This is a genomic window from Nocardia sp. CC201C, from assembly GCF_030010695.1.
In the GTDB taxonomy this organism is placed as follows: Bacteria; Actinomycetota; Actinomycetes; order Mycobacteriales; family Mycobacteriaceae; genus Nocardia; species Nocardia otitidiscaviarum.
Genome location: NZ_JASCXP010000040.1, coordinates 14,337 through 28,502 on the forward strand (window position 1 = coordinate 14,337; position 14,166 = coordinate 28,502).

Genomic DNA, 14,166 nt, shown 5'->3' on the forward strand with positions numbered 1-14,166 from the left:
GTGCGGGGTTCGGCGTGGCGAATCAGCTCAGTTCGGCGAAGAAGGCGCGGATGTCGGCGGCCAGGATGTCGGGAGTCTGCATGGCCGCGAAGTGACCGCCGGAGTCGTAGTCGGTCCAGCGGACGATGTTGTTGACCTGTTCGGCATAGCGGCGGATGGCGACATCCTCGGCGAAGTTGGCCACGGCCGTGGGAGTGCGGGAGGGGGTGGGGAGGTTGCGGGTGTGCAGCGACTCGTAATACAGCTGGGCCGAGCTGCTTCCGGTGTTGGTGAACCAGTAGACGGAGATATTGGCCAGCATGTGGTCGCGGTTCACCCGGTCTTCCAGGGTGCCGTCGGTTCCGGTCCAGGCCTCGAATTTCTCGACGATCCAGGCGAGTTGGCCCGCCGGGGAGTCGGCCAGCGCGAAGCCGAGGGTGTGCGGTCGGGTGCCCTGGATCTGGAAGTAGCCGCTGCCGTCGGAGAGGTAGCGGCCCAGGCGCAACAGGCGGATGCGCTCGAGTTCGGTGAGGGTCTCCACCTCCTGGTCCGGTACCGGGCCGTAGGGGATGAAGCCCATGGTGGCGGCGTTGACGTGCACGCCGATCACGTTGCCGGAGTCGATGCGGCCGAGGTCCGGGGCGATGAACGCGCCGAAGTCGCCGCCCTGCACCCCGTAGCGCGGGTAGCCGAGGCGGCGCATGAGTTCGGCGTAGGCGCGGGCGGTGCGGGTGCTGTCCCAGCCGATGTCGGGGGCGGGGCCGGAGAATCCGAAGTTGGGATGCGACGGAATGATCAGGTCGAAGACCGGGCCGTCGTCCCCCGGGTCGGTGAGCGGTTCGATGACGTCCAGGAATTCCAGCACCGACCCGGGCCAACCGTGCAGCAGCACCAGCGGGATGGCATCGGGATGGCGAGAACGGATGTGCAGGAAGTGGATTCGCGTGCCGTCGATGGTGGTGAGGTATTGCGGATAGGAGTTGAGCCGCTTCTCCCACACCGTCCAGTCGAACCGCTCCGCCCAATGCCCGGCCAGTTCGCGCAGATAGTCGACCGGGACGCCTCGCGCCCAGCCGACGCCGGGAATCTGTGTGGGCCAGCGGGTTTCGCCGAGCCGTCGGCGTAGATCCGACAACTCGTCCCGGCCGATCTCCACCTGGAACGGAACAATGTCCTCGTCGTACATGACGGATTCCTCGCAGCCGCGAAACGAACTCGAAAGCCCTGGTGGGCAGCAGCCTAGTCGGCCGCCTCGGCATTCCGGCACGGTTTCGGTGCGCCCGCCCCCGGCAGCCCGTTCCCCCCGACCTCGCCGCATCGGCGAGCCTGCCGGTCACAGCCGCACCGGGCCGCCGGTCGACAGGGCGTGGATCGCGACGCGTCGGGGCGTGGATCGCGACGCCTCCCACCAACCGGGAGAGCGAACCGCGACGCGGTATCGAGTCGGCTTCATCCGACGAACCACCGCACAGCCCTGCGATCGCCAGCGACGGACCGCACTCCGTCGGCCTATGTGAGCAGCGTGCGGACGACTGCGTCGGCCAGCAGGCGGCCGCGGTCGGTGAGCATGAGCCTGTCCTCGCGACGTTCGGCGAGCCCGTCGGCGATCACGCGGGCGGCGGCGGCGCGACCGGCGGCATCGAGTTCGTCCAGGGGCAGGCCGGTGCGCAAGCGCACGGTGAGCATGACCCGCTCGGTGTAGCGCTCCTCGGCGGTGAGCTGTTCCCAGCCGGCGGCCGGGAGCGCGCCGGTGGCGACCCGCTCCGCGTAGCGCGCCGGATGCTTCACATTCCACCAGCGCACGCCGCCCACGTGGCTGTGCGCGCCCGGACCCGCGCCGAGCCAGTCGCCGCCGTCCCAGTAGCCGAGGTTGTGGCGGCAGCGGGCGGTGTCGTCGGCGGCCCAGTTGGAGACCTCGTACCAGTGCAGATCCGCCTGTTCGAGGCGGGCGTCGAGGCGTTCGTAGCGGGCGGCGAGCACATCCTCGTCGGGGGCGGGCAGTTCACCACGGCGCACGCGGCGAGCCAGGGCGGTGCCGTCCTCGACGATGAGCGAATACGCCGAGACGTGGTCGACTCCCGCGGCGAGCACGGCGTCGATGCTGGCGTCCAGATCGGCGTCGGTTTCGCCCGGGGTGCCGTAGATGAGATCCAGGTTGACGTGGTCGAATCCGGCGGCGCGCGCCTCCCGGGCGGCGGCCACCGCCCGGCCGGGGGTGTGCGTGCGGTCGAGCACCTTCAGCACGTGCGCGGCCGCGGACTGCATGCCCAGTGAGATGCGGGTGTATCCGGCCGCGCGCAGCCGCTCGAAGAAGGCGGGCGAGGTGGATTCCGGATTCGATTCGGTGGTCACCTCGGCGTCGGCGGCGAGGGTGAAGTTGGCGCGCACCGCGTCGAGCACGTCCGCCAACCCGTCGCCGCCGAGCAGCGACGGGGTGCCGCCGCCGACGAACACGGTCTCCACCGGCGGCACCGCACTCGGCAACGCCTCGAATTCCCGTGCCGCCGTGGCCAGTTCACCGCGCAGCGCCTCGAACCAGGTTTGCGGCGACGAGGAAGTGCCCAGTTCACCCGCCGTGTAGGTGTTGAAATCGCAGTACCCGCACCGTGTGGCGCAGAACGGCACGTGGATGTAGATCCCGAACGCCCCGCCCCCGAAGTCGCGCAGCGTCGGCACCGACGATTCGGTGTCCGCCGGGGTGGCGTGGGCGGAGGACGGAGCGGATGCGGTCACCCATCCAGTCTGACCGGTCGCGCACATCACACCGCGAGCAGCACCTCGCTCGGCGCGGGCGTCCGACTTCCGGCCGCGCGATATCCCCGCCGTCGCGCACGCTGGTGGCCGCCCCGCATCCGCTCGGGTCCCGTGAGCCGAGCGGTCGTTCCGGGCAGGGCGGCCCTCCGGCGCGCCGGAGGCGGACTCAGTGGTCGACGACCGGGGTGTTCTGGCAGAAGGTGAGCAGCCAGCGGCCGTCCTCCTTGGTCATGCCGTACAGCGGTGAGCCCTCGGACTGGACTTCACCGTCGTGGGACAGATAGCGCTGACGGACCTTGACGGCGGCCACGTCGGGCCGGATGAAGCGCACGAAGAACACCTCGTAGGTGGCGTAGCCGTCCTTGGTCGCGCCGGGCAGCACGGCACGGGTGAACTCGGCGATCTCGTCGCGTCCGTCGAGGAATCTGCCCGCGCCGGTGGTCCAGATGGCATCGGGGTGGAACAGGGCCAGGAAGGCGTCGGCGTCCTCGGCACGCTGGGCACGGTCGACGGCGGCGACCACGGCGTGGATGGCCTCGAGTTCGGCGGCGGTATCGATATCCGGTGTTGTCATACCCGAGATCGTTCAACCTCGATACCGGTTCAGGTCAATACCCGAAAACCGGTGGCGGGCCGGGCTATGAGAAGCGTCACAAATCAGGTCGGCTGTCCAGGGGATTTCCCGGAGAAGTCCGGAAAATACTGTCGAGCGGTCGGAACGACCCGTCTGACATGGCACAATAAGCTGCATGACGGCACTCGGAGTACGACTCGTGGCACGACGCCATGTCGACTTCAAGCGCGTCTGCAGCGCGAGCTGTCTGCCCGGAAGCCTCCGGTAGATCGGCTCCCCACTCTTCCCGGAAACCGGCGTCACCGCGACGCCGCGGAAACCGGTTCGCTGATAGCCGTATCACTGATTCGGAGGCGTGAGCCAGCCCCTCCCGCCTGCCCGCAAGACCCATCAGGAGCGATCCCCATGACGTCGAGCACCGACGCCACCAGTTCCGATTCCGCTCGCCCCGCCCGGCCCGCACGTCCCGCCGCCGAGCGACGCGTGCGCCCGGACCGGCCGCGTTCGGAAGCGCCCGTGGCACCTCGGGAGCGCACCGGCCGGCCGGTTCGCCGCAAGTCCGAGGGCCAGTGGGCGCTCGGCTACCGCGAGCCGCTCAACCCCAACGAGCAGAACAAGAAGGACGACAATCCGCTCAACGTCCGCGCCCGCATCGAGAACATCTACTCCAAGGCCGGATTCGACTCCATCGACAAGAGCGATCTGCGCGGCCGCTTCCGCTGGTGGGGCCTCTACACCCAGCGCGAAGAGGGCTACGACGGCACCTGGACCGGCGACGAGAACATCGACATTCTCGAGGCGAAGTACTTCATGATGCGGGTGCGCTGCGACGCGGGCGCGCTCAATGCCCGGCAGTTGCGCACCATCGGTGAGATCTCCACGGAATTCGGCCGCGACACCGCCGACCTCTCCGACCGCGAGAACGTGCAGTACCACTGGATCGAGATCGAGAACGTGCCGGAGATCTGGCGGCGGCTCGAGGAGGTCGGCCTGCACACCACCGAGGCGTGCGGCGACTGCCCGCGCGTCATCCTCGGTTCGCCGCTGGCCGGTGAATCCTTCGGCGAGATCCTCGATCCCACCCCGGCCATCGACGAGATCGTCAAGCGCTACATCGGCGACAAGCGCTACTCCAACCTGCCGCGCAAGTTCAAGACCGCCATCTCCGGCCAGCAGGACGTGGTGCACGAGATCAACGACGTCGCCTTCATCGGCGTCGAACATCCCGAACACGGTCCCGGACTCGATGTCTGGGTCGGCGGCGGCCTGTCCACCAATCCCATGCTGGCGCAGCGCTTGGGCGCGTGGGTGCCGCTCGACGAGGTGCCCGATGTGTGGGAGGCCATCGTGGCGCTCTACCGCGACTACGGCTACCGCCGCCTGCGCACCAAGGCGCGCATCAAGTTCCTGGTGAAGGATTGGGGCGTCGAGAAGTTCCGCGAGGTGCTCGAGACCGAGTACCTGAAGCGCAAGCTCATCGACGGACCCGCCCCGGAGAAGCCCGCGCGCCCCATCGACCACATCGGGGTGCAGAAGCTGCGCAACGGCCTCAACGCGGTCGGCTTCTCCCCCATCGCCGGTCGCGTCTCGGGCACCATCCTGCGGCAGGTCGCCGATGCGGTGGAGCGCGTCGGCTCCGACCGGGTGCGCTTCACCCCCTACCAGAAGCTCATCGTCCTCGATGTGGCCGACGACAAGGTCGATCAGCTGATCGACGAGCTGGCACCGCTGGGTCTGCACGCCCGTCCGTCGCACTGGCGACGGAATCTGCTGGCGTGCAGCGGTATCGAGTTCTGCAAGCTGTCGTTCGTGGAGACCCGCAAGCGCTCGCAGGTGCTGGCTCCCGAACTCGAGCAACGGCTCGCGGACATCAACGCCGACCTGGACGTGCCCATCACCATCAATATCAACGGTTGCCCGAACTCGTGCGGCCGGTCCCAGATCGCCGATATCGGCTTCAAGGGCCAGCTCGTCGACGACGGCGACGGGAATCAGGTGGAGGGCTTCCAGGTTCACCTGGGTGGCAGCCTCGGGCTCGACAGCGGTTTCGGTCGCAAGCTGCGCCAGCACAAGGTGACCAGCGCCGAGCTCGGCGACTACATCGAGCGCGTGGTGCGCAACTTCGTCAAGAACCGTGACGGTGACGAGCGGTTCGCGCAGTGGGCTGTTCGCGCCGACGAGGCAGATCTGCGGTAGTTGGGAGAGACTGAAATGAGCACAGCATCGCACGGCGATCCCGTGGGGGGTGGCGGCCGGGTGACGGGCGGGCCAATAAAACTCGCTGAATCCGAGCTGCGGGCCATCGCCGAGAAGGGGGCGGCCGAACTCGGTCCGGACGCCACCGCGCTGGAACTGCTGCGGTGGACCGAGGACACCTTCGGATCCGATTACATCGTCGCCTCCAACATGCAGGACGCCGTGCTGGTGCAGCTGGCCGCGCAGGTGCGGGCCGACGGCGGCGCCGTCGATCGGGGTCCGGTGGACGTGCTGTTCCTCGACACCGGCTACCACTTCGCCGAGACCATCGGCACCCGCGACGCCGTGGAGATGGTGTACGGCGTGAACATCGTGAACGTCACGCCCGAACACACTGTGGCCGAACAGGATCAGCTGCTGGGCAAGGATCTGTTCGCCCGCGACGCCGGAGAGTGCTGCCGCCTGCGCAAGGTGGTGCCGCTGCGCAGGTCGCTGTCCGGCTACAACGCCTGGGTCACCGGCATCCGCCGCGTGGAGGCTCCCACCCGCGCAGGCGCGCCCCTGATCTCCTTCGACGAGGCGTTCGGCCTGGTGAAGATCAATCCGATCGCCGCCTGGTCCGACGAAGAGATGGCCGCCTATATCGAGGCCAACGGCATCCTCGTCAATCCCCTTGTGGAAGAGGGATATCCGTCCATCGGTTGCGCTCCGTGCACGCGGAAGCCGGAACCGGGATCCGATCCGCGATCCGGCCGCTGGGCCGGGCTCGCCAAGACCGAATGCGGGTTGCACGCCTCATGACCAGTTTGATCGAGCCCAACGCCGTCACCGGCAACACTGTCACCGATAACACTGTCACCGAATTCGACACCCTGGCAGCGCTGGAGTCGGAGTCCATCCACATCTTCCGCGAGGTGGCGGGCGAGTTCGAACGGCCGGTGATCCTGTTCTCCGGCGGCAAGGACTCCACCGTGCTGCTGCACCTGGCCATCAAGGCGTTCTGGCCCGCGCCGCTGCCCTTCGCGCTGCTGCACGTGGACACCGGGCACAACCTGCCCGAGGTACTCGAGTTCCGCGACAAGGTGGTCGAGAAGTACGGGCTGCGCCTGCATGTCGCCTCGGTCGAGGAGTACCTCGCCGACGGGCGGTTGACCGAACGCCCGGACGGTATCCGCAATCCGCTGCAGACCGTGCCACTGCTGGACGCCATCGCCGAGAACCGCTTCGACGCGGTCTTCGGTGGCGGCCGCCGCGACGAGGAGCGCTCGCGCGCCAAGGAGCGCATCTTCTCGCTGCGCGACGCCTTCGGACGCTGGGATCCCAAGCGGCAGCGGCCCGAACTGTGGAACCTGTACAACGGTCGCCACGCGCCCGGTGAGCATGTGCGGGTGTTCCCGCTGTCCAACTGGACCGAGCTGGACATCTGGCGCTACATCGCCCGCGAGAACGTGGAGCTGGCCACCATCTACTACGCCCACGAGCGCCCGGTGTACCTGCGCGACGGCATGTGGATGACCCCGGGTTCCTGGGGCGGCCCGGCCGAGGGTGAGGAACTGGTGGTCAAGTCGGTGCGCTACCGCACCGTGGGCGACGGCTCCACCACGGGCGCGATCATTTCCGATGCCGCCGACAACGCGGCGATTCTCGCCGAGGTGGCCGCGTCCCGGCTCACCGAACGTGGCGCGACCCGCGGCGACGACCGCGTCTCCGAGGCCGCCATGGAAGACCGTAAACGAGAGGGTTACTTCTGATGTCCGACCTGTTGAGACTCGCCACCGCCGGGTCGGTGGACGACGGCAAGTCCACCCTGGTCGGACGCCTGCTGTACGACACGAAATCCGTTCTGGCCGACCAGATCGACGCGGTCACCCGCGCCTCGGTCGACAAGGGCCTGTCCACCCCGGATCTGTCGCTGCTCGTGGACGGCCTGCGCGCCGAGCGTGAACAGGGCATCACCATCGACGTGGCGTACCGCTACTTCGCCACGCCCAAGCGGTCTTTCGTACTCGCGGATACGCCGGGACACGTGCAGTACACCCGCAATACGGTGTCCGGCGCGTCCACCGCGCAGCTGGTGATCCTGCTCGTGGACGCCCGCAAGGGCGTGATCGAGCAGACCCGCCGTCATGCCGCGGTCATGGCGCTACTGGGCGTACCGAAGCTGGTGCTGGCGGTCAACAAGATCGACCTGGTGGACGATCCGGCCGCCGTGTTCGACAAGATCCGCGGCGAATTCGGGGAACTGACCGCCAAACTCGGCTGGGCTCCCGAGGATGTGCAGGAGATTCCGGTGTCGGCGCTGCACGGTGACAATGTCGCCTCGCGCTCGGAGAACACCCCGTACTACACCGGCCCCTCGCTCATCGAGCATCTGGAATCGGTGCCGGTGGACGCCGACAGCCACGGCCGCCACGAGGTGGGGCTGCGCTTCCCCGTGCAGTACGTGATCCGGCCGCGCACCGCCGAGTACCCGGACTACCGCGGCTACGCCGGACTGGTCGCCGCGGGCGTGGTCACCAAGGGCGACGAGGTCGTGGTGCTGCCCTCGGGCACCCGCACCACCGTCGAGCGCATCGACACCCCCGATGGTGAACTGCCGCAGGCACAGCCGGGACGCAGCGTCACCCTGGTGCTGGCCGACGACGTGGACGTCTCGCGCGGCGACACCATCGCCGCCGCGGCCGACGCCCCCGAGCCCATCGACTCATTCGACGCCACCGTGTGCTGGCTCGGTGACAAGCCGCTGCGCCCGGGTGCACGCCTGCTGCTCAAGCACGGCACCCGCACCACCCAGGCGATCGTGGGCGCACTGCTGGAGCGTTTCGACGAACAGCACCTGGCCGCCGACCCGAATCCGGAAACGCTGTCGCTCAACGATATCGGCCGCATCTCGGTGCGCGTGGCCGATCCCGTGGTGGCCGACGACTACAGCGTCAACCGGCACACCGGCTCCTTCCTGCTCATCGACCCCGCGGGCGGCAACACCCTGGCCGCGGGCCTGGTGGGCGATGCGCTGACCGCCGTCGAGGTCGGTGCGGAGATCGGCGTGTGAGCAGCGCCGAGGCGCGTCCGCAGCGGTGGACGAATTCTTCTGGTACCTGGACGGGTTCGGCCGCCGGGCCGCCGGAAGTCGGCTCTCCGGCACCGGAGATTGCCGCGGCCGCGCCGCTCGGGCACGGCGCGCGAGGCACCCCCGCGACCGGAGTGACACCGCACGGCGCGAGTGCGCCACGCACCGCCCCGGGTCCCGGTGGTCGCGGACGACATCGAGCGCCGGCGCTGATCGCGGTGGCGCATGGCAGCCGTGATCCGCGTTCGGCCGCGACCATGCACGCCCTGACCGAACGGATCGCCGCCGCACGTCCGGATCTGGATGTGCGCCTGGCGTTTCTGGATCTGAGCACGCCGTCGGTCGAACAGGTCGTGGCCGCGGTGGCGGCGGACGGTCATTCGCACGCCGTGGTGGTGCCGCTGCTGCTGGGCAAGGCTTTTCACGCCCGGGTGGATCTGCCTGGGCTGCTCGCCGAGGCGGGTGCCCGGTATCCGCGACTGCGGCTCACCCAGGCCGATGTGCTCGGACCCGATCCGCGGCTGGTCGAGGCGTTGCGTGACCGCGTGGTCGAGTCGCTGACCGCCGGGTCGACCGCTGCGGTGTCGCCCGCCGCGGTCATCGACACGTCCCTTCTCGAATCCGCACGCGCCGGCACGCGTGCTTTCACCGCTTCGTCGCTGACGAGCGACGTGCGCCTCGGCGTTGCCGTGGCCGCCGTGGGTTCGTCGTCCGCGGCAGCGAACGAACGAACAGCACATGTGGCCCGCGAGCTCACCGCGCTCACCGGCTGGGATTCCGAGATCTGTTTCGCCACCACCGAACCCACCGTCACCGCCGCGCTGTCGCGCCTACGCTCCCGTGGTGCGCGGCGTCTCCTGGTCGCCCCATGGTTCCTGGCTCCCGGCCTGCTCACCGACCGGCTGGTGAACGCGGCCCCCGACACAACCCACGCCGCCGCGATCGGCGCGCATCACCTGCTCGCCGACGTCGTGCTGAACCGATTCGACGCCGCGGCGTCGCTCCCCCGCACGCTGACCGCCTGACACATCCGCGACCCGGTCCCGTTCGTGACGGACACTTCCGCCACCTCTCGCTTCACGACCGCACCACCGTCCGCCCGCGCTGTTCGCTGCCACGTCGGCGTGGCCGGGACACCGCATCCATCGCCTCCACGGGTGGACATGCCCGGCGCCGAAGCAGCGCCACGGTGGGACGTCCTTCGGCATCGCCGCAGGCGAATGCCGGGTCGCGCGGTCGTCCGACACCATCGGCCCGAGCCGGTACCCCCGCCCGGGACTGCTCGGGCCGACAGCCGCATGCGCACCGGTGTCGGTGACTACATGCAGGCTTCGTAGTCCTTGCCGAAGGACCCGGTCACCGACGAGCACATGTCGTCGCCGATCGGAGTCGAACGGGTGTCGGAGGTGGCGACTTCGGCGGGCGCCTCGACCAGCGGGATATCGGCGGCTGCCGGTCCCGCGAGGGCGGCGGCCGCACCGATTCCGAAGGTGACGACGCCGGTCCGCAGCAGGATGCGCATGAGGGAACTCCTTTTGAAAGGCGATAGTTTCACAAACGCCGTCCGTACCATACCCACCGCCGACCGATCACGCCCGGGAACCGCGTCACTCACCCCGATATCGGGCCGCGCCGCTCACCCCGGCATCGGACCACGCCGCTTCCGCCGCCGGACACACCCGCCGATCTCACCCCGAGCCGGGGGCCGCTCACCCTCGTACCACGCACCGATTCCGCCACCGGGCCGAGGAGGGCGCTCGGCCCGTCCCGCGCACCGATACGCTGGGCCGATGATCAAGGCTGTGGTGTTCGATGTGGGAGAGACGCTGATCGACGAGACGCGAATCTGGTGCCGGTGGGCCGACCGGCTGGGCGTGCCCCGATTCGCCATGCTCGGGGTGATCGGCGGCATGGCCGCCACCGGGCGACCGCTGGCCGACGCCTTCGAAGTGCTCTCGCCCGGAATCGATCTGGAGGAGGAGCAGATCGCCTGGGCAGCCGAGGAGCCCGACAGCCTGCGGGTGAACTTCGACGCCGACGATCTGTACCCGGATGTGCGCCGGGCACTGGCCAAGCTACGCGCCCGCGGGTTGCGGGTGATCATCGCGGGCAATCAGCCGCCGCAGGCCAAGGCGGCGCTGGAAGGCATGGACCTGCCCGTCGACGCCGTCTACACCTCCGCCGAATGGGAGCTCGAGAAGCCGGATCCGAAATTCTTCGACAAGGTGGTGGAGGTGACCGAGCTGCGGCCGCCCGAGATCTGTTACGTCGGTGACCGGGTCGACAACGATGTCATGCCCGCCAATGCCGCGGGTATGGTGCCGGTGCTCATCCGGCGCGGGCCGTGGGGCTATCTGCATGCGGAACTGCCCCAGGCCACGCGCTACGGCGTGGTGGTCGACGGCTTGGACGCGCTGCCCGATCTGCTCGCCCCCACCGACCGCTGAGTTCTCGCCGCCGAACGCGACGACCGATTCCCGCCGGATCCGAACCCGCGCGCGTCCTTTACTAGACGTGTCAACGAAACAATCTCTACCGCAAGGGGATAGCGCGATGGGTTCTCGCTTCGAGTCGAAGGTCGTTCTGATCACCGGCGCCACCTCGGGTGTCGGCGCGGCCGTGGCGCGGCGGATCGCCGCCGAGGGCGGCGCGGTGGTGCTGGGCGCCCGTGGCAAGGAGGTCGGCGACCGGATGTCCGAGGAGCTGCGGGCAGCCGGTGGGCGGGCGATCTTCGTGCCCACCGATGTCACCGTGGAGGCGGATGTCGAACGCCTCACCGCCGCCGCCGTGCACGAATTCGGCAGGCTGGACGCCGCTTTCAACAATGCCGGGGCGATCAACGCCTTCGGCGATATCGAGTCGATCGACGAGGCGGGCTGGCGCGCCGACCTGGAACTCAATCTCACCAGCGTGTACTACGGTCTGCGGCACCAGGTTCCGGCCCTGGCCGCATCGGGCGGCGGCGCGATTCTCAACAACGCCTCCAATCTGGGCGTGGTCGGCATGGGACAGGTCGCCCCGTACGTGGCGGCCAAACACGGCGTCATCGGACTCACCCGGGCGGTCGCACTGGAGGCCGCCGGACGGGGTGTCCGGGTCAATGCGGTGGTGTCCGGGGCCGTCGACACCCCGGCCTTCCGCAATTCCATGGGTGCGACGCCCGAAGGTGAGGCGGCGATCGCCGCCCTGCATCCCGTCGGACGCATCGCCACCCCCGACGAGATCGCCGCCTTCTGCGCCTACCTGCTCAGCGACGAAGCGGCATTCGTCACCGGCGCGGCACTCGCGATCGACGGCGGCTTCACCGCGCGCTGAACCCTCGTACGCCGACCGAGGCGGCGAATCTCCGGGCGCACGTGTACGACGGTCGCCAGCGGGTACCAGCGAGCACACCGGGTGGTGGCCGCTCGAATCGGGTCGTCCGGGCATACGAACACACGTAGACCACCGCCACCACCCGCTCGACGAGAGGAGTTCCGATGAGCACCGTTGCCGCCATGGTGGATTCGCATCCCGCGAACCGGCACGCCGACCGCCACGAACACTGCCGTATCCGCGCCGAAACGTGTCCGCGCTGTGCCCGGTCCTGCCGGGAGTTGCTCGCCGCTCTGAGCTGACGGCGATCGGGACAGCTCATGTGGTTCGACGCGTGGCCGGATCTGCTGCGGGTGCTGTTGGTGGGGTCGGCGGCCTATGTGACGCTGGTGGTGGTGCTGCGGGCCACCGGTAAGCGCACGTTGGCGAAACTGAACGCGTTCGACCTGGTCGTCACGGTGGCGCTCGGTTCCACCCTGGCCACCATCCTGCTCAGCGCGGAGGTGTCCTGGGCCGAGGGAGCGGTGGCGCTGCTCCTGTTGGCGCTGCTGCAGTATGCGGCGGCGCTGGTGGCGACGCGGCCGCGCGGCGGACGGCGGCTGCTCACCGCTGCCCCCACCCTGGTGGTGCGCGACGGTCGACTGCTGGAGCGGGCGATGCGGCAGCAGCGGCTCAGCGCCGCGGATATCCGGCAAGCGGTGCGGTCCGACGGTCACGGCGACCTGACGCGCATCGCGGCGGTGATCCTGGAGACGGACGGGAGCCTGAGCGTCATCACCGGCGCCGCGTTCGGCGACGGTTCGGCCCTCGACGGGGTGGCAGAGCCCGAGTGAACGGGGGACGAATCCTGCTCGCCCACTCGGAGGTTGGGGACGCCCGCCGCCGCGGTGCGGACACGCGGCGGCGGGCGGTCGAACGGCCCACCGCCGCGTCGCGGGCACGAAGGACGACGCGGGGTGGACCCGTTGGAGGCCGCCCGAGCACGTAACCGGTGGCATGCCGGTGACACGAAGGGCAATTCGTCGTGCTGGGCGGCGAGCCGACCGTCACACGGGTCGCACGGGGGCGTGACGGCCGACCAGTTCGAGGGCTACCTGCGAGGGGCGCGGTAGCCGGTGGGATGGACAGGGATTCGGTACTGCTCGGGGTCGATCCGGGTGCTACTTGTCGGAACCACCGCCTCCGCCGCCGGAACCGCCCGAGCCACCGCTGCCACCCGAGCCACCGGAGCCACCGCTGCCGCCCGAGCCACCGCTGCCGCCGGAGCTCTTACCGGAACCGCCGGAGGACGATCCACCGGAGCCGCCCGAGCCCTTGCTCGAGCCCCCGGAGGAGGAATTGCCGCCGGATGAACTCTTGCCGCCGGAACTGGAGCTGCCCCCCGAGTCGGACCCGCCGGACGAGGAGCCGCCCGAGTCGGAACCACCGGAGGAGTTGCCGCCGGAACCGTAGCCCCCGCCGCCGTATCCGCCGCCGGAGCCCCCGGACCCGTAGCCGCCCCCGGAGGTCGAGCCGCCGGAGGTGGAGCCACCCGAGCCGTACCCGCCGGAACCACCCGACGTGTTCCCGCCCGAGGTACTGCCACCGGAGGTGGAACCGCCACCGGTAGAGCCACCGGAGGCGCTGCCGCCCGAGGTGGAGCCGCCGGACGTCGATCCGCCACCGTCGGTGCCGCCCGTGGGCGCACCGCTACCGGAAGTCGTTCCGCCGCCGGTATTCCCACCATCGGTGGTGCTCCCGCCCGCAGGGGCCCCGGTGCCGCCGCTCGTATCCGGCGTATCGCCGGTGCCGACCGGATCGCCGGGGATCGCGCCGCCGGTACCGTCGGGCAGCGCCGCACCGGGATCGGTGGTGCCGGGCGTGGTTCCCGGCGCGCTCGGCAGGTCGGGCATCGCATCGGGCATCGAGGGCAGCTGCGGCGTGCCACCCACCGGTGCGGTCGGGATATCGCCGAGATCGGGCATTCCGATCGGATTCGTCACCGGGTCACCGGCATTCGGCATGCCGGGCAGACCGGGTGGCAGGCTCACCGACGGGATCTGCCCCGGATCGATGGGTCCGATCACCACGCCGCCACCACCGCCACCGTTGTCCCGGGGCAGTTCGAAGGGCACCGGATTGGTGAACCGCGACGGGTCGGCGTAGGTGGTATTGCCCGCGTTGGAACGGGTTTCGCACTGGTTGCCCGCGCGCAGCCGATTCACGGGCCGTCCGCCGGACCATTCGGCGGTCACCGTCGGCGGCATCACGCCGTACTGGCGGATGCTCGCCGCGGTGC

Annotated in this window: 13 protein-coding genes and 1 pseudogene; 9 read left to right on the forward strand and 5 right to left on the reverse strand. The window is 69.6% G+C overall.

Annotated elements, in window-relative coordinates:
- Positions 1-22 precede the first annotated feature (22 nt).
- The 3 genes from QK444_RS07105 to QK444_RS07115 all read right to left on the reverse strand — a co-directional run bounded on the left by QK444_RS07105 (position 23) and on the right by QK444_RS07115 (position 3,307).
- Entirely contained in the window at positions 23-1,165 is a 1,143-nt protein-coding gene (locus tag QK444_RS07105; RefSeq protein ID WP_282778251.1) for an epoxide hydrolase family protein, read from the reverse strand.
- A 323-nt stretch (positions 1,166-1,488) separates the two neighbouring features.
- The gene (gene hemW / locus QK444_RS07110; protein WP_282778275.1) at positions 1,489-2,655 is read right to left on the reverse strand and encodes a radical SAM family heme chaperone HemW; all 1,167 of its coding nucleotides are present in this window, start codon (positions 2,653-2,655) and stop codon (positions 1,489-1,491) included.
- Positions 2,656-2,899: 244 nt separating this feature from the next.
- Positions 2,900-3,307: an SgcJ/EcaC family oxidoreductase gene (locus tag QK444_RS07115; protein WP_029932049.1), complete on the reverse strand. Its 408-nt coding sequence runs from the start codon at positions 3,305-3,307 to the stop codon at positions 2,900-2,902.
- Between the two features lie 405 nt (positions 3,308-3,712).
- Between QK444_RS07115 and QK444_RS07120 the strand changes: the two genes are divergently transcribed.
- The 5 genes from QK444_RS07120 to QK444_RS07140 all read left to right on the forward strand — a co-directional run bounded on the left by QK444_RS07120 (position 3,713) and on the right by QK444_RS07140 (position 9,598).
- Complete coding sequence (locus QK444_RS07120; protein ID WP_282778254.1) at positions 3,713-5,503, forward strand: nitrite/sulfite reductase; 1,791 nt, start codon at positions 3,713-3,715, stop codon at positions 5,501-5,503.
- Between the two features lie 15 nt (positions 5,504-5,518).
- Positions 5,519-6,304, forward strand: coding sequence for a phosphoadenylyl-sulfate reductase (locus QK444_RS07125; protein WP_282778256.1), 786 nt, complete (start codon positions 5,519-5,521; stop codon positions 6,302-6,304).
- Positions 6,301-7,254, forward strand: a complete 954-nt coding sequence (gene cysD, locus QK444_RS07130) for a sulfate adenylyltransferase subunit CysD (protein ID WP_282778259.1) — start codon at positions 6,301-6,303, stop codon at positions 7,252-7,254. Before QK444_RS07125 ends, cysD begins: the two co-directional genes overlap by 4 nt.
- Entirely contained in the window at positions 7,254-8,555 is a 1,302-nt protein-coding gene (locus QK444_RS07135; protein WP_039819346.1) for a GTP-binding protein, read from the forward strand. Before cysD ends, QK444_RS07135 begins: the two co-directional genes overlap by 1 nt.
- 227 nt (positions 8,556-8,782) lie before the next feature.
- Positions 8,783-9,598: a CbiX/SirB N-terminal domain-containing protein gene (locus QK444_RS07140; protein ID WP_282778278.1), complete on the forward strand. Its 816-nt coding sequence runs from the start codon at positions 8,783-8,785 to the stop codon at positions 9,596-9,598.
- A 293-nt stretch (positions 9,599-9,891) separates the two neighbouring features.
- On the opposite strand, the gene QK444_RS07145 is transcribed toward QK444_RS07140, so the two are convergent.
- Complete coding sequence (locus QK444_RS07145; RefSeq protein ID WP_282778262.1) at positions 9,892-10,095, reverse strand: hypothetical protein; 204 nt, start codon at positions 10,093-10,095, stop codon at positions 9,892-9,894.
- A 268-nt stretch (positions 10,096-10,363) separates the two neighbouring features.
- On the opposite strand from QK444_RS07145, the gene QK444_RS07150 reads away from it, so the two are divergent.
- The 4 genes from QK444_RS07150 to QK444_RS07165 all read left to right on the forward strand — a co-directional run bounded on the left by QK444_RS07150 (position 10,364) and on the right by QK444_RS07165 (position 12,721).
- Positions 10,364-11,020 carry an HAD family hydrolase gene (locus QK444_RS07150; RefSeq protein WP_282778264.1) on the forward strand — a complete coding sequence of 219 codons (657 nt, stop codon included), beginning with the start codon at positions 10,364-10,366 and terminating at the stop codon, positions 11,018-11,020.
- Positions 11,021-11,126: 106 nt separating this feature from the next.
- A complete protein-coding gene (locus QK444_RS07155) occupies positions 11,127-11,888 on the forward strand; it encodes an SDR family oxidoreductase (protein ID WP_282778266.1) in 762 nt (253 codons plus the stop codon).
- A gap of 164 nt (positions 11,889-12,052) precedes the next feature.
- Complete coding sequence (locus QK444_RS07160; RefSeq protein WP_282778267.1) at positions 12,053-12,190, forward strand: hypothetical protein; 138 nt, start codon at positions 12,053-12,055, stop codon at positions 12,188-12,190.
- An 18-nt stretch (positions 12,191-12,208) separates the two neighbouring features.
- Positions 12,209-12,721 carry a YetF domain-containing protein gene (locus tag QK444_RS07165; protein ID WP_282778269.1) on the forward strand — a complete coding sequence of 171 codons (513 nt, stop codon included), beginning with the start codon at positions 12,209-12,211 and terminating at the stop codon, positions 12,719-12,721.
- Between the two features lie 327 nt (positions 12,722-13,048).
- Here the strand turns inward: QK444_RS07165 and QK444_RS07170 are convergent.
- Positions 13,049-14,166: pseudogene (locus QK444_RS07170) on the reverse strand (hypothetical protein); the annotation flags it as partial.

Coding starts and splice junctions, on each gene's coding strand:
- QK444_RS07105 (WP_282778251.1), bottom strand. CDS start 1,165: ATGTACGACGAGGACATTGTTCCGTTCCAGGTGGAGATCGGCCGGGAC.
- QK444_RS07115 (WP_029932049.1), bottom strand. CDS start 3,307: ATGACAACACCGGATATCGATACCGCCGCCGAACTCGAGGCCATCCAC.
- QK444_RS07120 (WP_282778254.1), top strand. CDS start 3,713: ATGACGTCGAGCACCGACGCCACCAGTTCCGATTCCGCTCGCCCCGCC.
- QK444_RS07125 (WP_282778256.1), top strand. CDS start 5,519: ATGAGCACAGCATCGCACGGCGATCCCGTGGGGGGTGGCGGCCGGGTG.
- cysD (WP_282778259.1), top strand. CDS start 6,301: ATGACCAGTTTGATCGAGCCCAACGCCGTCACCGGCAACACTGTCACC.
- QK444_RS07135 (WP_039819346.1), top strand. CDS start 7,254: ATGTCCGACCTGTTGAGACTCGCCACCGCCGGGTCGGTGGACGACGGC.
- QK444_RS07145 (WP_282778262.1), bottom strand. CDS start 10,095: ATGCGCATCCTGCTGCGGACCGGCGTCGTCACCTTCGGAATCGGTGCG.
- QK444_RS07150 (WP_282778264.1), top strand. CDS start 10,364: ATGATCAAGGCTGTGGTGTTCGATGTGGGAGAGACGCTGATCGACGAG.
- QK444_RS07155 (WP_282778266.1), top strand. CDS start 11,127: ATGGGTTCTCGCTTCGAGTCGAAGGTCGTTCTGATCACCGGCGCCACC.
- QK444_RS07160 (WP_282778267.1), top strand. CDS start 12,053: ATGAGCACCGTTGCCGCCATGGTGGATTCGCATCCCGCGAACCGGCAC.
- QK444_RS07165 (WP_282778269.1), top strand. CDS start 12,209: ATGTGGTTCGACGCGTGGCCGGATCTGCTGCGGGTGCTGTTGGTGGGG.